The sequence below is a fragment of the Kumtagia ephedrae genome, from assembly GCF_003012745.1.
Taxonomy (GTDB): Bacteria; Pseudomonadota; Alphaproteobacteria; order Rhizobiales; family Rhizobiaceae; genus Kumtagia; species Kumtagia ephedrae.
In genome coordinates this window covers 28,653-55,007 of the sequence record NZ_PXYK01000003.1, presented here as the reverse complement: position 1 = coordinate 55,007, position 26,355 = coordinate 28,653, and the positions used below count along the sequence as shown (strand labels likewise).

Genomic DNA, 26,355 nt, shown 5'->3' with positions numbered 1-26,355 from the left:
ACTCCTATTTGACGATCGGTATCTTCGACCGGTCGATGGTGATGGCGACGGCGGCGACCAGCAGGATGCCGAACACGATGTTCTGGGCGAAGATGTTGACGCCAAGGAAGGTCATGCCGATGCGCACGACCGATATGATCAGGGCGCCGACCAGCGTACGCCAGATGCTGCCGACGCCGCCGGTGATCGCGGTGCCGCCGACCACCACGGCAGCGATGGAAGGCAGCAGCAGCTCGGCGGCGAGCGTCGGCGAGCCGCTGGCCAGCCGCCCCGCGAGCACTACTCCGGCGACCGCGGCGAATCCGCCCGACAGCACGAAGGCGATGATCTTCTGGCGGCCGACCTTGACGCCCGACGCGTAGGCCGCCGGCTCGCCGGCGCCGATCGCCGAGCTGTAACGGCCGAAGCGTGTGTGGCTCTGCAGGACATGGGCGCCGACCAGCACGACCAGTCCGATGACAATGACGCCGGGCACGCCGAACAGCGTGCCGGTGATCCAGCTCTGATAGGAGCGCTCGGCATCGGCCAGCGTGATCGACCGCTCGCCCGAGATCACCAGGGCAGCACTGTAGAGCACGCCGCCCGTGGCGAGCGTCGCGATGAAGGACGGGATTTTCAGCCGCACATGCGCCAGCCCGGAAAGGAAGCCGGCTGCCAGCCCGATGACGATCGCCAGCGCGAAGGCCCCGTAGCCCAGCCGCGCCACCGTCAGTGCCACGACTACGCTGGCCAGCGACGCCATCGACTGGATGGACAGGTCGATGCCGCCGAGCATGATGACGAAGGTGACGCCCGTCGCCAGGATGAACAGCACCGCGGTGTCGCTGGCGAGCTGCAGCAGCGTCGCCGGCTGCAGGAAGACAGGCTGCAGCGTGCCGACCAGAACCACCAGGACGACAAGCGTCGCCAGCGGCAGCCATTGCCGCAGCCGCTCAGCACTCAAGCCGTCAAGACGTCCGTTCATACCATATGTCCGATCAGATCGACCTGGCGCGGTTTTTCACCAGGATTGGCCGACGTGCGATGCGTGATCTCGCCGTCGCGCATCACCAGCACGGTATGGCTGAGGCCGATCGTCTCCTCCAGCGTGTCGGAGGTGAGCAGCACGGCGACGCCCTCGGCTGTGACCGCGCGGACGAGCTCGTACACTTCCTCCTTGGCGCCGACGTCGAGACCGCGCGTCGGATGGTCGAGGATGAGGATCTTCACCCTGGCATTGAGCCATTTGGCGAGCACCACCTTCTGCTGGTTGCCGCCCGACAGGTTGAGGCAGAGCGCGTTGATGGAGGGCGTCCGGATCTTCAGCCGGTCCACCCAGTTCGACGCCAGCCGGCGTTCCTCGCGCGCGTCGATCAGGCCATGGCGGGTGAGCCCGCCAAGATCGGCCAGCGTGATGTTCGCCGCGACCGGCAGGAACAGCACCAGCCCCTCGACGCGGCGCTCGCGCGGGATGTAGCCGATGCCGGCGTCCACCGCCTCGGCCGGCGTCCGCAGCACCGCCTCCTTGGCTTCGACCACGAGCCGCCCGCCGCCATGCGGCGCGAACCCGGCCAGCGTGCGCGTCAGTTCCTCGCGGCCCGAGCCGATGACCCCGGCGATGCCGAGAATCTCGCCGGCATGCAGCTTGAAGCTTATGTCCTTGTAGGCGCCAGCCAGCGTCAGACCGTCGGCCTTTAGCATCACATCGCTGCGGTGCGGCTTCTGCAGCGGCTCGCGGTAGTACTCGGCCTGCAGGCTGCGCCCCACCATCATCTGGTGCAGCCGAGTGACATCGGCGCCGGCCGCCTCGAGCTCCCCGACAACGGCGCCGTCCTTCATCACATAGATGCGGTCCGACAGCTCCAGCACCTCGTCCAGCCGGTGCGACACGAAGATGAAGGAGGCGCGTGCCTTCAGCGCCCGCACGCGAGCGAATAGGATGTCGATCTCGGCGCGCTCCAGCACCGAGGTCGGCTCGTCGAGCAGGATGACGAGATGGCCGGCGGCGTTCTCCTCCAGCGTCAGCGCCTTGGCGAGCTCGACCATCTGGCGCGTGGCGAAGCCGAGCTCGTCGGTGCGGGTACGCGGATCGACGTCGACCTTGACCTTGGCGAGCTGCCGCGCCGCGGCAGCGTAGAGCCGCCGCCAGTCGACGATGCCCAGCCGCGTGAACTGCTTCTCGTTGCCGAGATAGATGTTCTCGCCCACCGTCAGGTTGGTGAGCAGCGACTGCTCCTGGAACACCATGCCGATACCCTTGCTGTTGGCATCGGCGGCGTCGTGGAAACGAGTCGGCTTGCCTTCTTTCAGGATCTCGCCGGAATCGTGCTGGTAGACGCCGGAAAGAATCTTCATCAGCGTCGACTTGCCGGCGCCGTTCTCGCCGATCAAACCGACCACCTCGCCGGGACGGATGTCGATCGACACGCCCTTCAGCGCATGCACGCCGGGAAAGCGCTTGTCGACGCCAACCAGCGACAGCACGGGCTGGACGGCGGCCGCGCTCATTTGACGATCCGCATCAGCTTGCGGTCGATCGACATGGCCACCGCGGCGATGATCATCAGGCCCTGCACGCCGATCTGGATGCTCGGCGGCACGCCCATCAGCACCATGCCGTTGGCGAGCACGACGACGATGAGCACGCCGACCAGCGTCTGCAGCACGCCGCCCTGCCCGCCCGACAGCGCCGTGCCGCCGACGACGACGGCCGTCACGGTGGTGAAAAGCCGGCCATTGCCGATCTGTGCATTACCGAGGCCGAGCTGCGCCGCCGCGAGGATGCCGCCTACGGCATAGAAGATGCCGGCCAGCGTGAAGGCCAGTATGCGCACGCGTGCCACCGAGATGCCGGAGAGCGCGGCCAGCTCCTCGCCGCCGCCGAGCGCATAGATGTGGCGGCCGAGGCGGGTATGGTTCTGGATGACCAGCGCGACGACAAGGCATGCGCCCGCCAGCCAGACGCCCCAGGGAAAGCCGAGGAAACGCTCGATCGCCAGCCCCCTCACCCACGGATCGTTGACGCGGATCGCCATGCCGCCGAGCAGTGCATTGGCGACGCCGACGCCGATGAACCAGACGCCGAGCGTCGTCATGAAGGACGGCACCTTGAGCCGCACATGCACCACGCCGTTGACGAAACCGACCGCCGCGCCGGCCGCGAGCACGAACAGCACCGCCAGCAAGCCGTAATCGTTGACGTTGGCGCCGTTCAGCACCAGCATCGACAGCATCACGGCCGACAACGTCAGCACGCCCTCGACCGACAGGTCGATCGAGCCCATCAGGATGATGAAGGTCGCCCCGAGGCCGAGCACCAGCGGGATCATCGCCGCCTGGCTGATGCGCACCAGATTGCCGAAGCTCAGGAAGTTCGGGTTGATCAGCGCGATGATCGCGCAAAGCAGGAGGAGGATGGCCACCGGCGCCCACGACGCCAGCCGGAATTTGCGGACCGGCTTTGGCGATTGGGCATGCTCTGTCGCTTCGGTCGTGCTCAGGGTCGCCATTCCGTGATCTGATCGCGCTTGGAAACAACAGCCGGCGGCTGCGGGACGGGGCGGAGCGGAAGACGCGAGGGCGAAAACAATTCCGCCCGCGCTGCCTCGATCAGTATTTGATCTGGCCGCTGACGCGGCCCCAGATGTCGTTCCAGTCGAGCTGCGGCTCCGACTTGATGTTGCTGTCGTAGAAGGACTGTGCGTTCTCCGCCGAGATGATCACGCCGGTGCCGTAGAACTCGCGATGCTCGTGCCCTTCCTTGGCCGGGTCGAAGGTGCCGGTCTTGGCGTGGTAGCCGATCGACAGGCCCATTCCGCCCTGCCAGTACGGGTCCCAGGCGACGGTGCCGGCGAGTTCGCCCTTCTGGATCGCCTCCACCGCCAGCTGGATGCCGTCGATGCCGGTCACCGGCACCTTGCCGGCGCGGCCCTCGGCGCGCAACGCTTCCACGGCGGCCAGCGCCATGTCGTCATTGGCCGCCCAGATGCCGCCGATCTCGTCGCCGAACTGGGTGACCCAGGCATTGGTCTTCTCAAGCGCCTCGGTGGCCGACCAGTTGGCCACCTGCATGTCGAGCAGCTTGACATCCGGGTTGGCCTTCAACGCCTCCTCGAGGCCGGCCTTGCGCTCGATAGCCGGTACGTTGGATTCGATGCCGCCCAGCGCCACGATGCCGCCCTTGCCGCCCATCGCCTTGATCAGCGTCTCGGCCATCGCCTTGCCATAGGGCACGCCGCTGAACGAGATATGGGCGACGTAGTTCGGATCGAAGTCCCAGGGATGCAGGTCGGCCGGCTTGTTCCACTGCGTCACCACATATGCACCGGCGGCCTTGCAGGCCTCGACGATGGGCCGTGCGTCGGGGCTGTCGTTCGGATCGACGTTGACGACGCAATTGCCACCGGTCTTGGCCAGGATCGCCTTGATATCGGCGATACCCTTCTCGCTGTTCCCTTCGGTCACCAGCGTCACGTACTCGGTGCCGACGGACTTGGCGAAGGCGGCGCCACCCTTGTTCCAGGTCGCGTGATAAGGATTGGACAGCGAGCGGATCGAATTCACCACCGTCGGCTTGTCCTGCGCAAGGCTCCGGCTGGTGATGATGGCGGGGAACGCGCCGGCTGCGCCAAGCAGCGTGGCCCCTTTCAGAAAATCGCGGCGGCCGAGCGAGCGGCGCATCGTGACGGCAAGGATATGCTTTGTCATGGACGTCTCCTCCCGAATTATGGGCTCCCGGCCCTGCATTCTCCTGACGAATTGGGATCGGCCGGCGATGTCCTCTCATAGCCGGCCGTCAATGCATGAAGGCGGTTCTCCTCCCGCCTGACCCGTCGCGGACATTATCGACAATCCAGTCCTTGGAGGGCGGATTGACGCCCCTGCGATGGGTGTGCATAGCTATGCACGATCGATTATCGCTGTCAATGGCCACATCCGCAAGGGGGAGAGACATGAAGCTCAAGGACAAGCTCGCGCTGATCACCGGCGGTGCCCGCGGCATCGGCCGCGCCATTGCCGAACGCTATGTGGAGGAAGGCGCCAAGGTCGTGGTCGCCGACCTTTTGATCGATGAGGCGACCAGGACAGCTGCCGAGATCGGGCCGCAGGCTTCGGCCACGGCCGTCGACGTCAGCCGCCTCGCTTCGATCGAGGAGATGGCGGCGAACGTGCAGGATCGGTTCGGCCCCGTCGACATTTTGGTGAACGGCGCCGCCGTGTTCAACATGGCGCCGCTGGCCGAGATCACCGAAGCCGATTTCGACCGGCAGTTCGACATCAACGTGCGCGGCCTGCTGTTCACCGCCCAGGCCGTCGCCAGGCGCATGATCGCCGCCGGCAAGGGCGGCAAGATCATCAATTTCTCGAGCCAGGCGGGCCGGCGCGGCGAGGCCAACGTCGCCGTCTACTGCGCCAGCAAGGCCGCCGTGATCAGCCTCACGCAGAGCCTCGCGCTGGAGCTCATCAAGCACCGCATCAACGTCAACGCCATCGCGCCGGGCGTGATCGACACGCCGATGTGGGACGTGGTGGACGCGCTCTTCGCCAAATACGAGAACCGCCCGATCGGCGAGAAAAAGCGGCTGGTCGGCGAGGCCGTCCCATACGGCCGCATGGGTGTTCCCGCCGATATCGCCGGCGCGGCGGTGTTTCTGGCAAGCGACGACGCAGACTACATCGTGGCGCAGACGCTGAACGTCGACGGCGGCAACTGGATGAGTTGAGCGGGCAGACGGCCGGCAGTTGTCCCGAAGGCCTGGGCCGGCGATGCTGGCAGCCGAATTTTCGTCTGATTCTCGGAGATCGCGTGGACCATACCGGAACCCGGCAGCAGCACAGGACGTCGGACATCGCTCGATGACCGCCCGAAAGAAATCCGCCGCTGCCACGCAGGGCCAGGCCGGCCACGCGGATCTCGTGCGCGAGGCCGGCAAGAAATACGCCTCCTCGGTGGATGTCGCGCGCATGGCTGGCGTGTCGCAGTCGGCCGTCTCGCGGACCTTCAGCGGCGGCGCCAAGGTTTCGGAGGTCACGCGCCAGAAGGTGCTGGACGCCGCAAAGCGCCTCGACTATCGGCCGAGCCTGATCCCGCGCATCATGCTCACCCACAAGTCCAACCTCGTGGCGATCGTCGTCGGCGGCCTGTACAACCCCTTCTACACGACGGTGCTGGACGAGTTCACCGTAAGATTCCAGGCCGCCGGGCAGCAGGTCCTCATCGTCCATGCAGAGAGCGACCACGCACTCGACGACGTCATCCCGAAGCTGGCGAGCTACCGGGTCGACGCGATCGTCAGCGCCCTGGCCGTCCTGTCGCCGCAGGCCGCCGATGCGCTTGCCAGGCTGAGGATTCCGGTGATCTCCTTCAATACCGCCATCCAGAACGACTGGGTCACGTCGGTGTCCTGCGACAATGTCGAGGCTGGCCGCACCATCGCCGACCTGTTCGTGGCGCGCGGAGCCCGCTCATTCGGATTCATCACCGGCCCGGCCGGCAGCCGTGCCAACATCGATCGCCGCAAGGGTTTCGAGGGCAGGCTGGCCGAACTCGGCGCCCGGCCGCCGGCCGTGGAACCTGGCGACTACCGCTATGAAGGCGGCTTCGCCGCCGCACTGAGGATGTTTTCAGGCAGGCAGAGGCCCGAGGCTCTGTTCTGCGCCAACGATCTGCTTGCCATCGGCGCGATCGACGCCTTGCGCCAGTCGCTCGGCCTGCGCGTTCCGGAAGACGTGCTGATCGCCGGCTTCGACGACATCCCCGCCGCGTCCTGGGCCTCGATCGGTCTGACCACATTCCTGCACGATGCCGCGGGCATGGTCGACAAGGCTGTCGCGGTCGTGACGGCAGCCACCGCCGGCGGCGCGCCGGTGGCCGCGCCGATGATCGTCTCGGCGCCCCTGATCGAGCGTGCCACGACACGGAGAAGGTAAGCGGCCAAGACGCGGCTGCGGGGAAGACATGGTTGCGATCCATCGATAGGCTCCCCCCTCGGTGCTCCCCCAGCGCCCCACGACGGAAAGGAACGATCGCCCATGAGCCGTCCGGAATGAGAGGCGGATTTGCCGGCTCCCTGCTGGTCCTGCTCCTGCTGGCCGGTGGCATCGGCGCTGCATCCGCTTGCCCGGTGCCGCCCGACGCCGTCACCGAACTGCAGACCAAGAACGTCTATGTCGACCGGCAGGGATCCGTAGCAGATCCGGAGATCGCGGCCGAAAATACCGCCAAGCGCCAATCGCTGGAGCGTTTTCTCGATCTGCTGATCGAGACGACCGACAAGTATGGACGCACCGGCGACGAAGCCGACCGGCGCTGCGCGATGGGTCTGGTGGAAGCTTGGGCGAAGGAAGGTTCGCTGCTGGGCTCGTCCTTCTCCGCCCAGGCGGACGCCGTCCGCGTCTGGGCGGCCGGCACGATAGCCGCGAGCCTCATCAAGCTCGATTTCACCAACCACGAGCAGCCGGCGATCGTGAAGGAATGGCTTTCCGCGCTGGCCCGGGAGCTTCTGGACTACGCCGAGCGCCGCGTCGAGAACCGTGGCGCCAAGGCGCGGACGAACATCTACTACTGGATCGGTTTCGCCGTCGCCGCGACGGGCTATCTCCTCGACGATCCAGAACTGACGGACTGGAGCAAGGGCGTCGCGGAGGAAGCGCTATCCTCGATCCAGGAAGACGGCACCCTGCCGATGGAATTGGAGCGCGGAAGCAAGGCAACCTCCTACCACGCCTTCGCGGCGCAGGCGCTCTTCGGCTTGACCCTCGTCCTGACCAAATCCGCCGGCGAGCCCTTCGTGCAGGACCCGCGGCTGGCACGCCTCATGTCCCTGGTGGACCGGGCTGCGAAAGACCCGGCCACGCTCGCGGGCGCGGCGGGCGCACCGCAGGAGCCCGCCGCCTACGCGCGGTCATGGCTTCGCCTCTACCGGACAATAGCCGCATCCCCGACACCTGGCCTCGAAGCAGGCAAATGCCCGTCGCTGCGGCGGCTGGGCGGGAACGTATGCATGCTCTACGATGCGATGAACGATGCCCGATGATTGGCGATCTTCTCAGCTCCGCTGGACACGCACCGCCGGGATCAGCCCCTGCGGGCGGACGAGCAGCACGGCGATAACGCCGGACAGCACGATGGCGTCGCGATAAGGCGCGGCCGCCGCAGGCAGCGTCGCCTGCAAAAACACCTCGATCACGCCGAGCAGGAAGCCCCCGGCGACCGCGCCGGGCAGGCTGCCCAGGCCGCCGACGACGGCGGCGATGAAGGCCTTCAGCACGGGAGTAAACCCCATCAGCGGGTCGACGGAGGCACGCTGCGCCACCCATAGCATGGCGGCGAGCCCAGCGAGCAGGCCGGAGAGCAGAAAGGCGGTGGCGATGATCCGGCTCGCCGGAATGCCCAGCAGCCGCACCACGTCGAAATCCTCGGCCGCGGCACGCATCGCCGTGCCGGTGACCGAGCGGCGCAGGAAAACCTCCAGCGCGATCAGCGCCAGCACGGAGACGACGATGGAGATGGTCGGCCCCACGCCGATGGTGAAGTCGCCAAGTGAGAAGGCGCCGGTCATCCAGCTGGGCATGGCGATCGCCTGCGGCCGAGCCGAGACGCCGTTCTGGAAGACCACCTTCAGCAGGCTGGAGACCGCGAAGCTGGTGAGCAGCAGGCTGGTTATGCTTGCGCCGCGCATCGGCCGGAAGGCGACGCGCTCCATGGCGACCGCCGCCAGCGCGCCGCACGCGACCGCCACGAGCACGGCGGCCGGAAAGGGAAAGCCGAGGAACAGCGAGGCCAGCAGCGCATAGCCGGAGACCGTCATCAGCTCGCCATGGGCGAAGTTGATCAATCCGACGATGGAGAAGACGATCGCCAGGCCGAGCGCCAGCAGCGCGTAGACGCCGCCGAGGCTCACCGCATTGATGATCTGCTGCGCGACCATTTTTCCTAAGCTCCGAGATAGGCTTGGCGGACGAGGTCGGAGGTGGCGAGTTCCTTCGCCGTGCCAGCCAACACCGCCTCGCCATTGGCAAGCACGGTGGCGCGGTCGGCGATCTCCAGCGCCAGCGCCACGTTCTGCTCGACCAAAAGCACGGTGAGGCCGTTGCGGCGTAAACCGGCGATCAGGTCGAACACCGTGTCGATCATCCGCGGCGCGAGCCCAAGCGACGGTTCGTCGAGCAGGATGAGGCGGGGCTTGGCCATCAGGGCACGCGCGATCGCCAGCATCTGCTGCTCGCCGCCGGAAAGGTTGCCGCCCTTGATGCGGTGGTAGCGCCTCAGAATCGGAAAAAGGTCCAACATCTCCTGCTCGCGCGCCTTGGCTTCGGGCGCCGCGAGATGCATCGCCCCGCCGAGGCGCAAATTCTCGGCCACGCTGAGGCTGGCGAAGATGCGCCGGCCCTCTGGCACCAGCGAGACGCCGCGGCGCGAGATCGTCTCCGGCGGCTTCCCCGTTATGTCTGTGCCGTCGAAGACGATCCGGCCGGCCGCAGGCGCCACCAGGCCGGCAATGGCGCCGAGCGTCGAGCTCTTGCCGGCGCCGTTGGCGCCGACCAGCGCGATGATCTCGCCGCCGCCCACGGAAAGGTCGACGCGGCGCACCGCCTCGACCTCGCCGTACCGGATCTTCAGGGCTTCGACGGCAAGCATGGCGTCACGGCGCCGGGACGTCGGCTGCGTCCGGCGTGACCGTCTCGACATGCTTCTGCTCGCCGCCCTCGTAGCGCATCAGCGCCACCGGCCTGAGCGGCATGCGGTCGGTGCCGGCATAGGTGATCTTGCCGGTAATGCCATCGAAGTCCTTGAGATTGGCGATGGCGTCGCGGATCGCCTTCGGATCGTCGGAGCCGGCCGTCTTCACCGCCTCGTCGAGGATCAGTCCGATCTCGTAGCCGTTCACCTCATAGGTCGATTCCGGCGCATGGCCGGCATGCTTGGCGAAGGCGGCGTTGAAGGCCTCCAGCTTGCTGCCCGGTTCTGCGTAACCGGCGGCGGTGAACACCACGCCGTCGACCAGGCTGCCGAGCCCCTTGATGGTCGGCGTGCCGATGGCGTCGGCGCCGTAGACGGGGATGGTCACGCCGGCGGCGCGCAGCTGCTGGATGAAAGCCGGGAAATCCGGCTCGTAGGCCGCCGTCATGATCAGGTCCGGCTGGTCGGCGAGGCCCTTAATGTTGGTGATTTCAGCCGAAAAATCAGGCTGTCCCATCGTAAAAGTGCCTCGTCCGACGACGGTTCCTCCCTTTTTCTCGAACACTTTTCCGAAATATTCGGGAAGATTGGCGGTGTAGGTGGCGTCCGGCGAGGTGAGCAGGAAGACCTTCTTCTTGCCCTCGGCGATGGCGAAGTCGGCGACCGCGGTCGCCTGCACGTTGTCGGCCGGGTAGGTGCCGAACATGACGTCGCCGACCGCCTCGGTGAGCACCGGCGCGGAGCCGCAGAGCGTCAGCGTCGGGATGCCGAGCGGCTGGGTGAGCTGGCCGGCGGAGATCGACGGGTCGGCGTCGCAGGGCGTGATCATGATCTTGGCGCCGGCGTCGATCAGTTCCTGCGCCACGGTAGCGGTCTGGGCGGTGTCGGAGCGGGTGTCCTTGATGATGAGGTTCACCTTGTACTTGCCGCCGAGCCCACCCTTGGCGTTGAGCTCGTCCAGCGCCATGCGAAGGCCGGCCAGTGCCGGCTGGTCGTAGGGCGCCAGCCCTCCGGTCTGGGCGGTGGCGGCGCCGATGATGATCTCTTCCGCGAGCGCCGGAGCGGCGGTCAGGGCAATGCCGAAGACGGCGGCGCACAGCGCTGCGTGGTGACGGCGGTAAAGGCTCGTGGGCATATCTTGTCTCCTTCTGTGTTCCCGGTTGTGGTTCAGTCTGTCTTGGCGTCCATGTGGGCGCGGGCGGTGCGGCTGCCGAGATAGGCGGCGACGACGGCCGGATTGGTCTGCGCCTCGGCCGGCGTGCCGTCGGCGATGACCCGGCCGTGGTCGATGACGACGACGCGCTCGCAGAGGTTCATGACCAGCCGCATGTCGTGCTCGATCAGGATGACGCCAATGCGCCGCTCGGCGCGCACCGCCGCGAGGATGGCAACCAGCTCCGCCGTCTCCACCGCGTTCATGCCCGCCGCCGGCTCGTCGAGCAGCAGGAAGCGCGGCTTCAGCGCCAGGGCGCGCGCCACCTCGAGTCGCCTGCGCAAGCCGTAGGCGAGCCCTGCGGCCGGCCGATCGGCAAACGCCTCCAGCCCCATGCGGGCAAGCTCGCGCATCGCGGCGGCTTCGGCGGCGGCGAGGTCCGGTTCGACCTGGCGGGCGGCGACCACGACATTCTCCAGCACCGTCATGCGCGGAAAAATGCGGATGTTCTGGAAAGTACGGGCGATACCGGCGCGGGCGAAGCGGAAGGCCGATGCCTTGCCGACCGGCATGCCGATCGACACGCTGCCGGCGCTCGGCTGGACGTCGCCGGCCAGCATGTTGAGCAGCGTCGTCTTGCCGGCTCCATTGGGACCGATGATGCCGGTGATGCTGTCGGTGTCGAAAGAAAGCGTGACGTCGTCGACCGCGACCACGCCGGCATAGCGGCGGCTCAGGTGGTCGGCGGCGACGTGGCCAGCACCGGCGCGCCGCGGCGGCTCCGCCGAGGCTGCGATGGAAGCGCTTTCCGAGCGACGCAGCAGATCGAGCTCGCGGTCGCCGAACAGGCCGGTCGGGCGCCGCCAGATGACGAGGATCATGGCGACGGCGAGCACGCCCTGGGTCAGGCCGAACAGGACGGGCAGTTGGAAGCCGAGCACCACCCCGCCGCCCTCGAAGCGGCGCACCACCTCGACGACGACGATCGTCACCACGACTCCGGCAAAGGCACCGAGCGAGGAACTCATGCCGCCGACGATCAACATGGCGAGCAGCGTGAAGCCGAGGTCGAAATAGAAGTCGCGCGGCGAGAACGCGCCGAGGAACTGCGCCATCATCGCGCCGGCGGCCATGGCGGCGACCGCGCTCAGAACCCAGGCGGCGAGCCGCGCGGTGCGGTGGTCGACGCCGACGGCCGCCGCCCCGCGCTCGTCGTCGGCGGCGGCGCGGGCCGCAAGGCCGAACGATGTCTCACGGAACAGCCGCGCCGCGAGCAATGCGATCGACGCAACGACGACAGCCGTCCACAGACCCACCTCGCGCGGCACGCCGTAGAAGGGCTGGCTGCCGCGCGTGATCTCGCGGCTCGCCACCAGCAGCGTGTAGACGATGATCAGCATGGCCAGCGTGGCGATCGCCATGCTCGACCCGGAAAGTCTCAGCAGCGGCGTGCCGGTGAGGAGGCCGATCAGCACGGCCAGCACCAGCACTACGGCGAGCGCGGCGAAGAAGGAGAGCTCGTGGCCGGCGAGGAATGGCGGCAGGTCGCGCAGCGCAGTGCGCTGCAAGGCGGCCGGCATGGTGAGAATGCCGGTGGCGTAGGCGCCGAGCCCCACGAACGCGGCATGGCCGAAGGAGACGATGCCGGTGTTGCCGGAGAATATCTGCAGCCCGAGCACGGCCGTCAGCATGATCGCGGCGTAAGTGACGACACGCTGCATCGCCGCCCCGCCGAACAGGAAGACGGCCAAGCCCGCGAGCACCAGCACCGCGACCATGGCGAGCGCATCGACAAAGGCATTGCGGAAGGCGGCCGGCAGGAACGGCCGCGACCTCGTCTCGCTTGCCGTCACCGACACCATCATGCGGCCTTGAAGCGGGTCGGCGAGAACGGCGCCAGGATCGGCTGCGGCCCTCGCGTCACCAGATGCGCGATCGCCTCGCCGACGGCCGGACCGGTCTTGAAGCCGTGCCCGGACGAGCCCGCCGAGACGACCAGCCCCTCGACGCCCGGCATGGCGCCGATCACCGGCAGGTCGTCGGGGCTCATGTCGTAGAGGCCGGCATAGCCCGGCCGGATGCCAAGTTGGAGCATGGCCGGGACGCGGGTGGCGAAGGTTTCGACGATCTCCACCGATTCGGCCTCGTCCATGCCTTCCATGTAGTGATCGGGGTCCTCGACCAAACGCGGCCGCACGGCCTCCTCGTGGCGCACGCCGGTGCCGCCGCCGGCCCAGGTGCCGGCAAGGATGACGCCGTCATTGTCGGGCCGGGCATAGTTGCAGGAGATGTCGTCGCACCAGGCGAAGGGCATCACCTGCCGCGCCTTGCCGCCGGCGTCGAGCACCGCCATCGGATGGCGCTCGACATGCAGCGGCAGGTCGAGCTGGGCGGTCGCCAGCAGCCGCCGCGTCCACGGCCCGGCGGCCAGCACGACCGTATCCACCTCCAGACAGGCGCCGTCCTTCAGCTCGACGCCCGTCACCCGGTCGCCCTGCCGCAGCAGCCGGGCCACCGGCGTGTTCTGCAAAAGCCTCGCGCCCTTGGCGCGCGCCGCGCGGGCGATTGCGTTGGTGGCGCCGAAGGCGTCGGCATAGCCGTATTCCGGCTCCCAGATGGCGAGCGTCACGTCATCCAGCGTGAAGCCCGGAGCAGCGTCGGCGAAAGCCTGCGGCGTCAGCGTCTCCATCGCGGCACCCTCGCCGCGGATGCGTTCGGCGGCGGCGCTCCAGCTTTCCGCATTGTCCTTTCCGCAGACCCACATCATGCCGATCTGGGTGACGAAGGCGCCCTCGCCGGCAATCTCCGGCAAGGAAACGAGGATGTCCCGGCCACGGATCGCAAGCTGCGACAGTTCCGGCATCAGGTAGAAGGCATGCAGCAGGGCGGAGGATTTGCCGGTCGGCCCGCCGGCCGGATGCGACTGCTCGATCAGCGTGACCGAAGCCCCTTCGGCAGCGAGGTGATAGGCCGCGCTCGATCCGACGATGCCGGCGCCTACGACGATGACGTCGCTTCCGTTCCCCATTGTGTTCCCCACAGTCTCCGCTGTTGCACGCACGCTAGAACGAGGCGTTCCTCTGCGTCAATATCTCTTCACCAATGATATCTCTCATTTGATATGTTTGTTTCTCTTCAGTGATCCCTACCCCCTTGAACGGTGCCGTATCGGTCAAGGAGCATGGGTGAATGCCTCGTTGAACACGTCGGAATCCGACAGGCCATGGGCGGCCAGCGCCTGCCGGGCGGCCGCGACCATTCCGGGCGGCCCACACAGATAGGCTTCGGTGCCGGGGCCGAGCGGAACGGCTTTCACGAAACGCACCGCCTCGACAGGATTGGCTTTCATGCCGCTCCACGACGAGCCGGCACGGTCGGCGGCAAGGATCAGTTGCAGCGGCAGCCTCTGACCGAGGCCGCGCAGCTCCTCGATCGCATAGGCGTCCCCGTCCGATGCGAAGCCTGCGACGAGGGCGAGCGGCGGGGCGGTATCGGGATCGATGCTCGCCAGCATCGACATGATCGGCGCCAGTCCGGTGCCGCCGGCGACGAACAGTTTCGGCCGGGACGTCGAGCGCAGGTAGAAGACGCCGAACGGCCCCCGCACGGTGAAGGCGTCCTCGGGCTTCGCCCGCCCGCCGAGATAGGCGGACATGCCGCCGCCGGGCAGGTCGCGGACGTGCAGCACCTGCTCCTTTTGCGAAGGCGCATTGGCCATGGAGAAACGGCGCGGCGCGTCGAGACCGGGAAACGTCGTCTCGACATACTGGCCGGGCAGGAACGGCAGCGGAAACTGCAAGCGGTAGCGCAACTCCCAGACCGACTTTGATACTCGCGAAAAACCGTTGATCTTGGCGCGGCGCAGCGACGGCGGCGTCACGTCGGTACGGCGGTAGGGCAGCTTGAGCGATAGGCCGGCGCGGGCAGGCTCGATGCACAGCAGCACCTCCTCGCCCTCGTTGTTGCGCGCCGCGCAGGTCCGGCAGGTGCCTTCGCGGCAGTTGGACGCGAGCACGTTGCCTGCCTGCTCCGCGGACGCCAGCACGCTGTCTCCCGTCACAGCAGGGAAATGCATGACCTCGCCGTCGGCGAAGGCAAGCGATATGGCGTCGGAAAGGCTCATCAGAAGTCGTCGGACACGTAGCCGGTCGGCAGGCCGTCGATGCTGACGACGTTGTTGGCGAGCCGGTAGGCTTCGATCCCATCCTCGCCCTTGGCCTTCGCCCAGTCGATCAGCTCGTCGCGCTCCCGCATCTCGCCGACGGCCGGGATGCTCCAGCCGCAGGAGGTGGCGACGCTGTCGACTGCGAGGCGGAAGATCTGTCGCGTTCCGGGAAATTCCGGAAACAGCAGACGCAGCTGCGGCCATTCCGCATGATCCGGGCGGATCAGCTCGGCCTTGCCGTAGAGGCGCAGCGTCATCGGCTCGCCGTTGAAGGCGCAGAACATCATGGTCATGCGCCCGTTCTCGGTGACATGCGCGGCCGTCTCGTTGCCGCTGCCGGTGAGGTCGAGATAGGCGACGGTGCGCTCGTCGAGCACGCGCAGCGTGTCGAGGCCCTTGGGGGAGAGGTTGACCCGCCCGTCAGTCGGCGCCGTCGCCACGAAGAACAGTTTCTGCGCCTCGATAAAGGCACGCATGTCGTCGGGAATGGTCCGCCAGCTCAGGCCCATGGCTCGTCCTCACCACATCATGAAGGAAGCGACGTCGGCGTCGGCGACCTTGCCGGCCAGCACGTCCTCGATCGCCCGGTCGACGATGGCGACGCCCTCGGCGGCCTCGTCGTCCGTCAGCGTCAGCGGCGGCATGAACTCCAGCACATTGGCCTTCAGCCCGACATAGGTGAAGGCAGCGCCCAGCTGGTAGCCGCGGTAGATGATCTTGGCGGTGGTGGTCGCCGGCACCGGGTCGCGCGTGCCGCGGTCAGCGACGAGATCGACGCCGACCGCCAGCCCCCTGCCCCGCACGTCGCCGATGATCTCGTGTTTTTCGGCCAGCGCGCGCAGCCCGTCCGAAAACAGCTTTCCGATCCTTGCCGAGCGCTCGACCAGGCCTTCGCGTTCAATGGTCTTCAGCACCGCGCCGCCTGCTGCGGTCGCCACCGGATTACCGGCCGTTGTCTGCAGGGCGAAGGCCGGCGCATGGTCCATGATCTCGGCCGGGCCGACCACCGCCGAGAGCGGCAGGCCGCCGCCGAGCCCCTTGCCGAAGACGACGAGGTCCGGCTCCAGCCCCTCGTGCTCGAAGCAGTGCATGCGGCCCGAGCGCGCCAGCCCGACCTTGACCTCGTCGACGACGATTTTGATGCCGTGCCGGCGACATCGGTCCTGCAACGCCTTCAGGAAGCCGTGCGGCGGCACGATGAGGCCGCCGTCCGACATCAGCGGCTCGATGAACACCGCCGCCACCTGGTCGGGCGGGCAGGTCGTCTCGAACTGGTAGTCGAGCAGCGCCAGCACGTCCTCGGCGCTGAATTTCGGCCGGAACGGGTCGGGATAGGGCAGCAGCAGGACGCCCGGCCGCGGCAGCGTGTGGGTCATCGCGGTGTGGCCGGAAATGCCCATCGAGCCGGACAGATTGCCGTGATAGGAGCCGATGAAGGAGATGAAGCGGGAGCGCCCGGTGACGGCGGCGAGCACGCGTACCGTGCAGTCATTGGCGTCCGACCCGGAATGTCCGAACCAGACGCGCCGCTCGCCGCTGCCCGGCGTGACCGCGAGCAGCCGCTCCGCCAGCGACACCGCCGGCTCGTTGGGATAGAGCAGCAGGCTGGCGCCGGCCATGTCGCGGACCGCCCTCTCCACCGCCTCGACCATCGCCGGATGGCCGTAGCCGAGCGCGGCCGGACCGGCCGAACCGGAGAGGTCGAGCACTTCGCGCCCACCCTCCTCGATCAGCCGGTTGCCCCTGCCGCCGACCAGGCTGAGCGGCGAGAAGCGCAGCCTGCCGATCTCGGCGATGACCCTTGCGTCCCGTTCGCGCAGGCTGGGCGTGCTCATCCGGCTCTCTCCGTTTGCAGGACCGGCAGCGCGGCGACAAGGCGGCCGGTCCACTCCTCGATGCCTCGCGCATCGGCGACGAGATCCTGCCGGATCTCGATCAGCACCGCCGGAATTCCGCGGTCGTCGCCGTGGATGGGCACGGCATAGTCGCCGTCGCGGCTAATCACGTAGGGCACGTTGGCCTCGGCATCGAGCGAGCCGTCGACTCTGAGACCGGCAAGGATGGCGGTCGCAAATTGCCGCGCCTCGCCGAACAGCACGCCGGCATGCCAGGGACGCGCGACGCCCAAAAATACCGGCGTGAAGCTGTGGATGGTAACGATCCGGGTCGGCCGGCCTTCGGCGATGCGCCGGTCGAGATGCGCCGCTACGCGATCGTGGAAAGGCACGAACATGATGGCCGCCCGCCTCGCCCTCTCGGCGACGTCGATGCCGACATTGCCGGGGATGGCGGTGTCTTCCGAATGGACGGGAATGCTGCCCTCGAGGCCAAGCGGCCGGTTGAGGTCGACGAGCAGCCGCGAATAGGTGCCCAGGAAGGCCGGCGCGCCGAGCCGGTCCGATAGGCGCCGGGTGACTTCCGCGGCTCCGATGTCCCAGGCGATGTGCCGCTCCAGGTGGCGGGGCTCGAGGCCCAGGCCCAGATACTCGGCGGGAACGTGGTTGGATGCATGCTCGCACAGGAGCACGATGTCGGAGCGGCCATCCTCGTTGAGTACCTCGACCGCCTCCGGCCAGTCTTTTTTGGGCTCCATCAATAGAGCTTCCCGTAGAGCTCGCAGACCGCCTCGGCATCGAGGTCGGCAAGGCGCTCCGCCTCGTGCCGCTTCAGCCCGACGAAGGTCTCGACGAAAGCCGGCGCGAACCAGCCGGTCACGGTCTTGTCAGCGACGAGCGCGTCGACGGCAGCCGGCAAGGTCTCGGGCAGGCGCCGCAAGTCCAGCCTGTCCAGCTCCGCCTCGCTCATCTGCGTCGGATCGCCGGAAACCAGCGGCGGCGTCGGCAGCCCCGCCTTCAGCCCTTCCAGCCCGGCGCGCACGATCGCCGCCAGCGACAGATAGGGATTGGCCGTCGCATCGGCCGCCCGGTACTCGACGTTGTACTGCCGCGACGGGTCGCGGCCGCCGATGGTCACGGTCGGGCAGATGCGCAGCGTCGCTTCGCGGTCGCGATCAGCAAGCCAGGTGTAGGACGAGCTCCAGCTATGCGGCTTGAGGCGGTAGTAGGACGGCACGCTCGACGCCGTCAGCGCCGTGATCGCCGGCAGGTGACGCAGCACGCCCGCGCAAAATGCGCCTGCCGGGTCGCACAAGCCGCCTGGCTTCGAGGCATCATGGGTGGCCGGCTTGCCGTCCTGGTCGACGAAGCTGAAATGGATGTGCACGCCGTTGCCGACGGCGTCCGGCGCTGTCTTCGGCGCGAAGGAGGCGCGGCAGCCGGCGCTGCGCGCCAGCTCGCGCGTGATCTCGCGGATGGCGACGGCACGGTCGGCCGCGGCAAGCGCGTCGGCCGGCGCGTGCGTCACCTCGAACTGCTCGCTGCCGAACTCGGCGATGATGACCTCCGGCGAGACGCCCGCCTCCTCCAACGCAGCCATCAGTCCGGGCGCGAAGGGATCGGTGCGCCGCAGCGCCGCGAACGACAGCGAATGCGCCGGCGCGAAGCCACCACCGAGAAGCTGGAACTCCTGCTCGAAGGCGGCGACCACCGACAGGCCGGTCTCGGCCTTCAATGCGGCGAGCGCGTCCTTCAGCATGGTGCGCGTGCAGCCGAGCCACGGGCTGCCGTCGAGCTCGACGATGTCGCCCGCCACCATGTCGAACGGCGTCGCCGAGCCGGTGCCGGCGGTGCGGAAGCGCGCGCCGAGATCCGGGATCAGCCGCAGGTCGCCCGAAGAACCCCACGGATTGGGGTCGACGATCGAGTTGAACGGCGTCAGCGACAGGTTGGCCTGCAGCCAGCCGACGCCGGTGGCGGCGATCTTGTCCAACCTGCTTTCCACCACGAAGCGGCCGCGCGTGATGGCGGCAAGGTCGGTGGTGACGACCGCGACGAGCGATTCGGCGTTCATGCGCGCTTCCCCAGGGCTTCGATGCGGGCAAGCACGGCGTCGGTGTCGGCGATCCAGCAATAGCCGCCGAACGCTTTCAGGGCGATGTCGTGGCGTTCCTGCGTGATGGTCGCGCAGGCGTCTGAAACGCAGGTGACGAGATAGCCGCGATCGGCGGCGTCGCGCACCGTCATGTCCACGCACTGGTCGGTCAGGACGCCGGCCACGATCAAATAGCGGATGCCGAGATTCTTCAGCACGTAGTCGACATTGGTCGAGTTGAAGATGCCGGACGATGTCTTCGGCAGCATGATCTCGTCGCCGACCGGTGCCAACGCAGGGATCGGCAGGCCTTCGGGCAGGCTGGGCGGGATGTGGATCGGCGTCAGCTTGTGATCGAGCGAGCGGTCGCGGCCGTCCTCAGTAAGGCTCTGGATGATGGTGTGCAGCACCTCGACGCCGTTGGCGCGGGCCGCCGCTAGCAGGCGCTGCTGGTTCGGGATCGTCTGGCTTGCCGTCTGGCGGTAGAAATAGTGGTCCGGACCACGCTCGGGATGATCCGGATCGGCGCCGGGCTCCAGCCAGATGCGCTGCATGTCGACGACCAGCAGCGCGGTCTCGCCGGCGCGATAGGGTTCGTCCCGCTTCGGGAGGGGTGGCTTCATGATTTCTGGTCCTGCCTTGCTGATTTGGGTCCGGGCGTGCGGCGCGCCCGGTTTTCCTGCGGATCGCTGTCAAGCGTCACGGCGTTGGCATGCCGGACTTCCTCCAGCCGTTCGATACGAACGCGGGCGTCGTCGCTCAGCGTCGAAAGGATGTGGGCGACCAGCGCCTCCATCTGCGCGATCGCCGGCGCCAGCGTGTCGTAGGGCGAGGCCACCTCGAGCGGGCTGACGATCGTCACCTCGGCAAGCTCGTCGACCGGCGACAGCCACTGGTCGGTGAACAATAGGATACGCACGCCGCGCGCCGCCGCCTGGCGGGCGAAATCGACGACATCGAGCTGGTAACGGCGGTAATCGAAGACCACCAGCACGTCCCTGCGGCCGAGATCGGCCAACACGTCCAATGCCTGCGCGGACAGGGCGCCGAGGTCACGCACACCGGGTCGGAACTGCAGCATGTAGCCCGCAAACATGCCCGCCACATAGCGGCTGAAGCGGCCGCCGAGCAGCACGACGTCGCCCCGCGCCTCCATCAGCAGCCGCGCCGCCCGCTCGTAGCTCTGCAGAGGCGTCGTGCTCACCGACTTCTCGATCGCAGTGCCGACCGAGCCCAGATAGGCCAGGATGGCATTGTCTTCGGAGCCGGCCGTCCGCTTGGCCTCCATCATCAGCAGCGGCGAGTGCAGCCGCGCCTCGACCTCGGCAAGCAGCTTCGCCTGGAAATCGGCGAAGCCGTCATAGCCGAGCTTCATGACCAGGCGGACCACCGTGGGATCGCTGACGCCGGCGCGCCTGGCGAGGCTGGTCGCCGTACCCAGACCCGACGTCGGATACTCTGCGAGCAGCAGCCGCACGATCTTCTCTTCCGACGGCGTGAGCGACAGCCCCTCGCTCATCAACAGGTCGCGGATCGCCATCTGTGCCTATCCCCCTATGCCGATCGCCAGCGTGTCCGCCCGGAGCCGAACGTTCTCTTCAACGGCGAATCCGAGCCGGGCAGGCACCCCCCGATCACGGTCCGCGTCCCGCCGGGATACTCTGGCGATCCGTATAGTGGAGCTGACCGACATTGTTGCGGAACCCGACCTCGATCCATCACGCATGGCGAAACAAAACCTACATTCAAATAGGTTGTTGTCAATAATGAAGACATATCTACAAACAGGAAGTAGCCGCGGCGACGGCGGCACAGAATCGATCTCGGGATTCAGCCGTGGGCTACTGAAGCCGGCCGTGATGGCGCAGCACCAGGCCGACCGCTCCGAGCAGGACGTCGTTCTCGGTATGCTTGCCGATCGTAATGCGGGTGCGCAACTCCGGCGGAAGATCGCGCGCCTTGATCAGCGTGTGCTTTTCGTAAGAGGCGACGAGCGGCACCAGCAAGATGTCGCCGGCCAACGCCATGCGTCCGCCGATGATGATCAGCGGCGGGTTGATCACCGAGCCGATCATGCCGAGGCCGCGCCCGGCGATCTCCGCCGTGTCCCCGATCATGCGCAGCGCCCGTACGTCGCCCTGCTCCGCCATCAGGATCGCGTCATCCATGGTGACGCTGCGGCCGACCACTCTGGCGATCTGCTCGAGCGGCCGCGTAAAGCTGGCATATAGCTCGAGGCAGCCGCGGTTGCCGCAACGGCAGAGATCGCCCGTCGGGTCGATGCTGATGTGACCGAACTCCCCCGCCCCTCCGGCGATGCCGGTCAGGATGCGGCCGTTCTGCACGATCGCGCCGCCGACACCCAGATCGATCTTGAACAGCACGAAGTCCTCATGGCCGACCGCCGCGCCCCACATCATCTCGGCGATGGCCGAGCAGTTGCTTTCGTTGTCGGCGAAAATCGGCTGCTGCAGCACAGGGCCGAACACGTTGCGGATGTTGACGCCGGCCCAGGTTGGGACAATGCTGGCCCTCTGCACGACGCCATCCGGGCTCACCGGGCCCGACACGGAAACGCCGACCCCGAGGAGGCCCGATACCGGCAGACCCTTGTCAGCATAGCTTTGCGCGATCACTTCCTTCGCCATCCTGGCGGCCTGCTGCGGCGTGTAGTCCACGCCTAAAGGGATATTTTGTTCAGCAATGACAGAATGCGAGACGTCGGCCACCATTAGCCGGACCTCGTCGAGGCTGATGTGGATGCCGACGCAGGTGCCGGCTTCCGGGTTGAGCGCCAGGGCCGCCGCCGGACGTCCAACACCCTTCGTACCCTCCTGTGGGCCGACGATTTCGACCACCATCCCTGATTTCCTCAGGCCTGTCAGCGCCGTCGACACCGTCGACCGAGCGAGTCCGGTCATTCGCGCGATCTGCGCCGCCGAAATGGCGCCGCGCTGGCTGAGGCAGCGCACGATGACGCTTTCCGGCGTTCCGGAAGGCTGATCGATCAACAGGGATTTGAGCAGGGTTTTTGTCATGAAGGCCTAAAAGCTCCTTGACTGAACGTTGTATTTGATCATTCTAGAAAAAACTAGAGATCGCGTGCATGAACCGCCGGTCTCTGCCGAAACGGTCGCAACGAACCGTGCAGAACCAAATGGGAGTGAAACGATGAGTTATCTGAGGACGGCCGCCGCCGCCGCGGCATGCACTTTTCTTGCGGGTTCGGCCTTTGCCGAGCCCAAGACCAACCTGCTGCATCAATGGGCGACCGGCTCGGACGCGCAGGCCATCGCCAAGCTCGGCGAGATGTTCCAGGCCAAGGGCGGCACCTGGCAGCAGACCTCGATCGCCGGCCACACCGCCAACACGCTGGCAAAACTGCGCGCCGACGTGATCGCCGGCAACGCGCCCCCGGCCGTGCAGCTCAAGGGCCCCGAGATCGCCGAGTGGAACGAGACCGGCATGACCGCCGACCTCGACGAGCTGGCGGCGGCCGAAGGCTGGGAGAAGGTGGTGGCGCCGGAGCTGCTGCCGGTGATGAAGCCGACCGGCAAATGGGTCGCCGCGCCGATGAACATCCATCGCATCAACTGGATCTGGGCCTCGCCGAAGGTGATGGAAGCCGCCGGCGTCACCGAGATCCCGAAGACCTGGGCCGATTTCAACGCGGCCTGCGACAAGATCGTGGCAACCGGCAAGATCTGCCTCTCGCACTCGACTGCCGACTGGACCGACTCGACCGTGTTCGAAGTCGTCGTCTACGGGCAGGATCTCGATCTCTACAAGAAGGCGTTCGTCGAAGGCGACATCGAGGCCATGCGCAGCGACGGCATGGTCAAGGCGTTCGAGCAGTTCCGCACCATGACCACCAAATACATGGATCCCGGCATGAACGGCCGCGACTGGGATTCCATGTCGCATCTGGTCGGCCGCGGCGAGGCCGCCTTCCACATCATGGGCGACTGGACGCTCGGGCTTCTGACCGCCGGCGGCTTCAAGCAGGGCACCGACTATGTCTGCGGCCAGGCGCCGACCGACTGGGGCAAGCCCGGCTTCATCCTCAACTCAGACTCGGTCGTGTTCTTCCAGCAGAAGGACCCGGACTATCAGGAGGGCCAGAAGCTGCTGGCAAGCACGATCCTCTCGCCGGAATTCCAGACCATCTTCAACCAGACCAAGGGTTCGATCCCGGCGAGGCTCGACGTCGACCTGTCCAACGGCTTCAATCCCTGCCAGCAGATCGCACAGAAGGATCTGCAGGCATCGATCGACGGCGGCACGCTGGTGCGGTCTATGGCGCACAACATGACCGTGCCGCAGAAGCTGCGCGGCGCCATGATGGACACCATCACCGAGTTCGTGGCAACGCCCGGCATGTCGGCGCAGGACGCCGCCAACGCCATGGCGGACGCCGCCGAAGCGCAGTTGTAGCTTGCCCTCCGGGCCGGGTGCGGGAGTTTCCCGCGCCCGCTTTCGTTTCCAGGCGGCGCGATGTCCACCCACGACCTGACCATTCCGATCGCCGCACCGGCGCGCCCCTGGCGGGAGCGTCTCGGCACGCTGATACCCATCCTCGTGCTCGCCCCGTCGCTGGCCGCGAGCTTCGTCTATGTCTTCGTCTTCGCAGCGTGGACGCTCTATCTGTCGGTTTCCACGTCGTCGCTGCTGCCGAGCTACGGCTTCGCCGGCCTCGACAACTACATGTCTCTGTGGGCCAACCGCCGCTGGAACATCGCCTACACCAATCTCTTCTTCTTCAGCGGCTTCTACATTCTCGGCTCGATGGCGGTCGGCCTGCTGCTTGCCATCCTCATCGACCAGCGGGTGCGCGGCGAGGCCGTGTGGCGCACCATCTTCCTCTATCCGCTTGCCGTCTCCTTCATCGTCACCGGCACGGTATGGAGCTGGCTCTACAATCCGGCCGACGGCATCCAGGCGCTGGTGCGCGGCCTTGGCTGGAGCAGCTTCAACTTCGCGCTCACCAGCGACCGCAATCTGGCGATCTACGCCATCATCATCACCGGCGTCTGGCAGTCGTCGGGCTTCGCCATGGCGCTGTTCCTGGCCGGGCTGCGCTCGGTCGATCCGGATTTGATCAAGGCCGCGCAGATCGACGGCGCCTCCACTTTCCGCACCTACAGAAGGGTCATCCTGCCGACCATCGCACCGATCTTCCTGGCGGTGGCCGTCATCCAGATCCAGTTCGCGATCAAGACATTCGACCTTGTCGCGGCGCTGACGCGCGGCGGCCCCGGCGTCTCCACCACCTTCCCGGCCATCTATGTCTACGACCTGATGTTCCAGCGCGGCCAGATTGGCGAGGGCGCGGCCGCTGCGGTCATGATGCTGGCCGCGCTTGCCGTGGTGCTGGTGCCCTACTCCCTCTGGGTGGTGTGGCGCCGCAGGCGGGAGAGCGGCCATGGCTGACACAGCGATCGCCCTGCCCTTCGACGCCGAAGCTGCCGCCGCGAGCCGCCGGCACTTCTGGAGCCGCTTCGCCATCTACGGCCTGCTGGCGCTGTTTGCCGTCATCTATCTCGTGCCGCTGCTGGTGGTCGTGCTCAACTCCTTCCGCGAGCAGGAAGAGATCGCTCGCAACGGGCTGATCTCCCTGCCCCAGTCTTTCCGGCTGAATGCCTGGAGCGACGCCTGGGGCACCTACTGCATCGCCGGCACATGCGAAGGCATGAAGCGCAATTTCCTGAACTCGCTGTGGATGACCATTCCGGCGACCATCCTCTCGACGCTGCTCGGCGCGATCAACGGCTACGTGCTTTCCAAATGGCGCTTCCGCGGCTCGGAAGTGCTGTTCACCTGCATGCTGCTTGGCGTGTTCATGCCGGGCCAGATTGCGCTGATGCCGTGGGCTTTCGTGCTCGGCAAGCTCGGCCTCACCAACTCGACCTACGGCCTGATCCTGGTGCACGTCATCCAGGGCATCTCCTTCACCACGCTGTTCTGCCGCAACTATTATGTCGGCATCCCCGACGACCTGATCAAAGCCGCCCGCATCGACGGCGCCGGCTTCTGGCGTATTTTCCGAAAAATCATCCTGCCGCTGTCGCCGCCGATCCTGATCGTCACGGTGATCTGGCAGTTCACCGGCATCTGGAACGAATATCTGTTCGGCGTGGTCTTCACCTCGGGCCAGCAGCAGCCGATCACCGCCGCGCTGGTCGCGCTCACGGCGAGCGGCACCACGGCCCGCAGCTACGACGTGATGAGCGCAGCCGTGCTGATCGGCGCGCTGCCGCCGCTGCTGATCTACCTGTTCGGCGGAAAATATTTCGTGCGGGGACTGACGCAGGGCGCCATCAAATGACCAACCAATCCGCGCTGACCATCCGCAACCTGCAGAAGAGCTACGGCGCCGTCGAGGTGCTTCGCGGCATCAATCTCGAAGCGCAGCCGGGCGAGTTCGTTGCGCTGGTCGGCCCCTCCGGCTGCGGAAAATCGACGCTGCTCGCCATGATCGCCGGGCTGGAAAGCGTGACCTCGGGCGAGATCCGCATCGGCGACCGGCTGGTGAATTCCGTGCCGCCCAAGGATCGCGACATCGCCATGGTGTTCCAGTCCTACGCGCTCTACCCGACCATGACGGTGCGGGAAAACATCACCTTCGGCATGGAAAGCCGCGGCGTGCCGAAGGCCGAGCAGGCGGAGGCGGTCAAGCGCGTGTCGGCGCTGCTGCAGATCGAGCCGCTGCTCAACCGAAAACCCGGCCAGCTTTCCGGCGGCCAGCGCCAGCGCGTCGCCATGGGCCGGGCGCTGGTGCGCGACCCGAAACTGTTCCTGTTCGACGAACCGCTCAGCAATCTCGACGCAAAGCTCCGCGTCGACATGCGCACCGAGATCAAGAAGCTGCACAACCGCGTCGGCAAGACCACCATCTACGTCACCCACGACCAGGTGGAGGCGATGACGCTGGCCTCGCGCATCGCCGTCATGCACCAGGGCTCGGTCCAGCAGTTCGACGCCGCGCAGACGATTTACAGCCGCCCGGCCAACATGTTCGTGGCCGGCTTCATGGGCTCGCCGGCGATGAATTTCATTCCGGCCGAGCTGACCGGCGTGGCCGGCCAGCCTTCCGTCACGGTGCGCACCGCCACTGGCGGCACGGCCACCCTGCCGCTCGCCCAGCCCGCGCCAGCGAATGCACCGAAACAAGTCGTGCTGGGCGTCCGGCCGGAGCATATCTACCGCTTCTCCGACGATCTCGGGCAGCGCAAGCCGGGCATCGCGGCGATGGATGCGCCGGTCGAGCTGGTCGAGCCGACCGGCGCCGAAACGCTCGCGGTGCTGAAATTCGGCGACCTTGAGGTCACCGGCCGGTTCGATCCCGACAGCGCACCGCGCATGGGCGAGACCATGACGCTGGGCATCGACATGGCGCGCGCCTGCCTGTTCGACCCGACCACCAAAACACTTCTTTGAAAGTTTTGC

23 protein-coding genes and 1 pseudogene are annotated in these 26,355 nt (G+C 67.0%); 7 read left to right on the top strand and 17 right to left on the bottom strand.

Annotated features, from left to right (window positions below):
- Positions 1-4: 4 nt before the first annotated feature.
- The 4 genes from C7I84_RS03460 to C7I84_RS03445 all read right to left on the bottom strand — a co-directional run bounded on the left by C7I84_RS03460 (position 5) and on the right by C7I84_RS03445 (position 4,686).
- Positions 5-964 (bottom strand): ABC transporter permease, encoded by a 960-nt coding sequence (locus tag C7I84_RS03460; RefSeq protein WP_106770768.1) that lies wholly within the window; start codon positions 962-964, stop codon positions 5-7.
- Entirely contained in the window at positions 961-2,487 is a 1,527-nt protein-coding gene (locus C7I84_RS03455; RefSeq protein ID WP_106770767.1) for a sugar ABC transporter ATP-binding protein, read from the bottom strand. Before C7I84_RS03455 ends, C7I84_RS03460 begins: the two co-directional genes overlap by 4 nt.
- Positions 2,484-3,488, bottom strand: a complete 1,005-nt coding sequence (locus C7I84_RS03450; RefSeq protein WP_106770766.1) for an ABC transporter permease — start codon at positions 3,486-3,488, stop codon at positions 2,484-2,486. The genes C7I84_RS03455 and C7I84_RS03450 overlap by 4 nt, the downstream gene beginning before the upstream one ends.
- Before the next feature lie 100 nt (positions 3,489-3,588).
- Positions 3,589-4,686, bottom strand: coding sequence for a sugar ABC transporter substrate-binding protein (locus C7I84_RS03445; RefSeq protein ID WP_106770765.1), 1,098 nt, complete (start codon positions 4,684-4,686; stop codon positions 3,589-3,591).
- 245 nt (positions 4,687-4,931) lie between these two features.
- On the opposite strand from C7I84_RS03445, the gene C7I84_RS03440 reads away from it, so the two are divergent.
- The 3 genes from C7I84_RS03440 to C7I84_RS03430 all read left to right on the top strand — a co-directional run bounded on the left by C7I84_RS03440 (position 4,932) and on the right by C7I84_RS03430 (position 8,015).
- On the top strand, positions 4,932-5,702 hold the full coding sequence (locus tag C7I84_RS03440; RefSeq protein WP_106770764.1) for an L-iditol 2-dehydrogenase: 771 nt from the start codon (positions 4,932-4,934) through the stop codon (positions 5,700-5,702).
- A 133-nt stretch (positions 5,703-5,835) separates the two neighbouring features.
- Positions 5,836-6,909, top strand: a complete 1,074-nt coding sequence (locus C7I84_RS03435) for a LacI family DNA-binding transcriptional regulator (RefSeq protein WP_106770763.1) — start codon at positions 5,836-5,838, stop codon at positions 6,907-6,909.
- Positions 6,910-7,025: 116 nt separating this feature from the next.
- The gene (locus tag C7I84_RS03430; RefSeq protein ID WP_106770762.1) at positions 7,026-8,015 is read left to right on the top strand and encodes an alginate lyase family protein; all 990 of its coding nucleotides are present in this window, start codon (positions 7,026-7,028) and stop codon (positions 8,013-8,015) included.
- Positions 8,016-8,027: 12 nt separating this feature from the next.
- Here C7I84_RS03430 and C7I84_RS03425 read toward each other — a convergent pair whose 3' ends face one another.
- From C7I84_RS03425 to C7I84_RS03365, 13 genes and pseudogenes are all read right to left on the bottom strand, one after another.
- On the bottom strand, positions 8,028-8,909 hold the full coding sequence (locus C7I84_RS03425; RefSeq protein WP_106770761.1) for a branched-chain amino acid ABC transporter permease: 882 nt from the start codon (positions 8,907-8,909) through the stop codon (positions 8,028-8,030).
- A gap of 5 nt (positions 8,910-8,914) precedes the next feature.
- Positions 8,915-9,544: pseudogene (locus C7I84_RS03420) on the bottom strand (ABC transporter ATP-binding protein); the annotation flags it as partial.
- A gap of 79 nt (positions 9,545-9,623) precedes the next feature.
- The gene (locus C7I84_RS03415; RefSeq protein WP_106770759.1) at positions 9,624-10,796 is read right to left on the bottom strand and encodes an ABC transporter substrate-binding protein; all 1,173 of its coding nucleotides are present in this window, start codon (positions 10,794-10,796) and stop codon (positions 9,624-9,626) included.
- Between the two features lie 32 nt (positions 10,797-10,828).
- On the bottom strand, positions 10,829-12,679 hold the full coding sequence (locus C7I84_RS03410; protein ID WP_245428303.1) for a branched-chain amino acid ABC transporter ATP-binding protein/permease: 1,851 nt from the start codon (positions 12,677-12,679) through the stop codon (positions 10,829-10,831).
- Complete coding sequence (locus tag C7I84_RS03405; protein ID WP_106770758.1) at positions 12,676-13,842, bottom strand: NAD(P)/FAD-dependent oxidoreductase; 1,167 nt, start codon at positions 13,840-13,842, stop codon at positions 12,676-12,678. Before C7I84_RS03405 ends, C7I84_RS03410 begins: the two co-directional genes overlap by 4 nt.
- A gap of 144 nt (positions 13,843-13,986) precedes the next feature.
- Positions 13,987-14,937 (bottom strand): FAD-binding oxidoreductase, encoded by a 951-nt coding sequence (locus C7I84_RS03400; RefSeq protein WP_106770757.1) that lies wholly within the window; start codon positions 14,935-14,937, stop codon positions 13,987-13,989.
- A complete protein-coding gene (locus C7I84_RS03395) occupies positions 14,937-15,488 on the bottom strand; it encodes a pyridoxamine 5'-phosphate oxidase family protein (RefSeq protein WP_106770756.1) in 552 nt (183 codons plus the stop codon). Before C7I84_RS03395 ends, C7I84_RS03400 begins: the two co-directional genes overlap by 1 nt.
- A gap of 9 nt (positions 15,489-15,497) precedes the next feature.
- Positions 15,498-16,814, bottom strand: a complete 1,317-nt coding sequence (locus C7I84_RS03390; protein WP_106770755.1) for an aspartate aminotransferase family protein — start codon at positions 16,812-16,814, stop codon at positions 15,498-15,500.
- On the bottom strand, positions 16,811-17,572 hold the full coding sequence (locus C7I84_RS03385) for an N-formylglutamate amidohydrolase (RefSeq protein WP_106770754.1): 762 nt from the start codon (positions 17,570-17,572) through the stop codon (positions 16,811-16,813). Before C7I84_RS03385 ends, C7I84_RS03390 begins: the two co-directional genes overlap by 4 nt.
- On the bottom strand, positions 17,572-18,888 hold the full coding sequence (locus tag C7I84_RS03380; protein WP_106770753.1) for a type I glutamate--ammonia ligase: 1,317 nt from the start codon (positions 18,886-18,888) through the stop codon (positions 17,572-17,574). The genes C7I84_RS03385 and C7I84_RS03380 overlap by 1 nt, the downstream gene beginning before the upstream one ends.
- Positions 18,885-19,532 (bottom strand): cysteine hydrolase family protein, encoded by a 648-nt coding sequence (locus C7I84_RS03375; RefSeq protein ID WP_106770752.1) that lies wholly within the window; start codon positions 19,530-19,532, stop codon positions 18,885-18,887. Before C7I84_RS03375 ends, C7I84_RS03380 begins: the two co-directional genes overlap by 4 nt.
- Positions 19,529-20,449: a MurR/RpiR family transcriptional regulator gene (locus C7I84_RS03370; protein WP_106770751.1), complete on the bottom strand. Its 921-nt coding sequence runs from the start codon at positions 20,447-20,449 to the stop codon at positions 19,529-19,531. Before C7I84_RS03370 ends, C7I84_RS03375 begins: the two co-directional genes overlap by 4 nt.
- 301 nt (positions 20,450-20,750) lie before the next feature.
- Positions 20,751-21,947 (bottom strand): ROK family transcriptional regulator, encoded by a 1,197-nt coding sequence (locus C7I84_RS03365; protein ID WP_106770750.1) that lies wholly within the window; start codon positions 21,945-21,947, stop codon positions 20,751-20,753.
- Between the two features lie 133 nt (positions 21,948-22,080).
- Between C7I84_RS03365 and C7I84_RS03360 the strand changes: the two genes are divergently transcribed.
- Genes C7I84_RS03360 through C7I84_RS03345 form a run of 4 tightly spaced genes read left to right on the top strand, consistent with a single transcriptional unit; the run spans position 22,081 to position 26,346 of the window.
- Positions 22,081-23,343, top strand: coding sequence for an ABC transporter substrate-binding protein (locus C7I84_RS03360; RefSeq protein ID WP_106770749.1), 1,263 nt, complete (start codon positions 22,081-22,083; stop codon positions 23,341-23,343).
- A gap of 60 nt (positions 23,344-23,403) precedes the next feature.
- Positions 23,404-24,339, top strand: coding sequence for a carbohydrate ABC transporter permease (locus C7I84_RS03355; RefSeq protein ID WP_106770748.1), 936 nt, complete (start codon positions 23,404-23,406; stop codon positions 24,337-24,339).
- The gene (locus tag C7I84_RS03350; RefSeq protein WP_106770747.1) at positions 24,332-25,234 is read left to right on the top strand and encodes a carbohydrate ABC transporter permease; all 903 of its coding nucleotides are present in this window, start codon (positions 24,332-24,334) and stop codon (positions 25,232-25,234) included. Before C7I84_RS03355 ends, C7I84_RS03350 begins: the two co-directional genes overlap by 8 nt.
- Positions 25,231-26,346: an ABC transporter ATP-binding protein gene (locus tag C7I84_RS03345; protein WP_106770746.1), complete on the top strand. Its 1,116-nt coding sequence runs from the start codon at positions 25,231-25,233 to the stop codon at positions 26,344-26,346. The genes C7I84_RS03350 and C7I84_RS03345 overlap by 4 nt, the downstream gene beginning before the upstream one ends.
- Positions 26,347-26,355 lie beyond the last annotated feature (9 nt).

Bases quoted from the DNA above. Each gene is read 5' to 3' on its own strand.
- C7I84_RS03405 (WP_106770758.1), bottom strand. From the start codon at position 13,842: ATGGGGAACGGAAGCGACGTCATCGTCGTAGGCGCCGGCATCGTCGGA.
- C7I84_RS03455 (WP_106770767.1), bottom strand. From the start codon at position 2,487: ATGAGCGCGGCCGCCGTCCAGCCCGTGCTGTCGCTGGTTGGCGTCGAC.
- C7I84_RS03410 (WP_245428303.1), bottom strand. From the start codon at position 12,679: ATGATGGTGTCGGTGACGGCAAGCGAGACGAGGTCGCGGCCGTTCCTG.
- C7I84_RS03460 (WP_106770768.1), bottom strand. From the start codon at position 964: ATGAACGGACGTCTTGACGGCTTGAGTGCTGAGCGGCTGCGGCAATGG.
- C7I84_RS03350 (WP_106770747.1), top strand. From the start codon at position 24,332: ATGGCTGACACAGCGATCGCCCTGCCCTTCGACGCCGAAGCTGCCGCC.
- C7I84_RS03375 (WP_106770752.1), bottom strand. From the start codon at position 19,532: ATGAAGCCACCCCTCCCGAAGCGGGACGAACCCTATCGCGCCGGCGAG.
- C7I84_RS03450 (WP_106770766.1), bottom strand. From the start codon at position 3,488: ATGGCGACCCTGAGCACGACCGAAGCGACAGAGCATGCCCAATCGCCA.
- C7I84_RS03395 (WP_106770756.1), bottom strand. From the start codon at position 15,488: ATGGGCCTGAGCTGGCGGACCATTCCCGACGACATGCGTGCCTTTATC.
- C7I84_RS03440 (WP_106770764.1), top strand. From the start codon at position 4,932: ATGAAGCTCAAGGACAAGCTCGCGCTGATCACCGGCGGTGCCCGCGGC.
- C7I84_RS03365 (WP_106770750.1), bottom strand. From the start codon at position 21,947: ATGACAAAAACCCTGCTCAAATCCCTGTTGATCGATCAGCCTTCCGGA.
- C7I84_RS03370 (WP_106770751.1), bottom strand. From the start codon at position 20,449: ATGGCGATCCGCGACCTGTTGATGAGCGAGGGGCTGTCGCTCACGCCG.
- C7I84_RS03430 (WP_106770762.1), top strand. From the start codon at position 7,026: ATGAGAGGCGGATTTGCCGGCTCCCTGCTGGTCCTGCTCCTGCTGGCC.
- C7I84_RS03435 (WP_106770763.1), top strand. From the start codon at position 5,836: ATGACCGCCCGAAAGAAATCCGCCGCTGCCACGCAGGGCCAGGCCGGC.
- C7I84_RS03385 (WP_106770754.1), bottom strand. From the start codon at position 17,572: ATGGAGCCCAAAAAAGACTGGCCGGAGGCGGTCGAGGTACTCAACGAG.
- C7I84_RS03415 (WP_106770759.1), bottom strand. From the start codon at position 10,796: ATGCCCACGAGCCTTTACCGCCGTCACCACGCAGCGCTGTGCGCCGCC.
- C7I84_RS03445 (WP_106770765.1), bottom strand. From the start codon at position 4,686: ATGACAAAGCATATCCTTGCCGTCACGATGCGCCGCTCGCTCGGCCGC.
- C7I84_RS03390 (WP_106770755.1), bottom strand. From the start codon at position 16,814: ATGAGCACGCCCAGCCTGCGCGAACGGGACGCAAGGGTCATCGCCGAG.
- C7I84_RS03345 (WP_106770746.1), top strand. From the start codon at position 25,231: ATGACCAACCAATCCGCGCTGACCATCCGCAACCTGCAGAAGAGCTAC.
- C7I84_RS03425 (WP_106770761.1), bottom strand. From the start codon at position 8,909: ATGGTCGCGCAGCAGATCATCAATGCGGTGAGCCTCGGCGGCGTCTAC.
- C7I84_RS03380 (WP_106770753.1), bottom strand. From the start codon at position 18,888: ATGAACGCCGAATCGCTCGTCGCGGTCGTCACCACCGACCTTGCCGCC.
- C7I84_RS03360 (WP_106770749.1), top strand. From the start codon at position 22,081: ATGAGTTATCTGAGGACGGCCGCCGCCGCCGCGGCATGCACTTTTCTT.
- C7I84_RS03400 (WP_106770757.1), bottom strand. From the start codon at position 14,937: ATGAGCCTTTCCGACGCCATATCGCTTGCCTTCGCCGACGGCGAGGTC.
- C7I84_RS03355 (WP_106770748.1), top strand. From the start codon at position 23,404: ATGTCCACCCACGACCTGACCATTCCGATCGCCGCACCGGCGCGCCCC.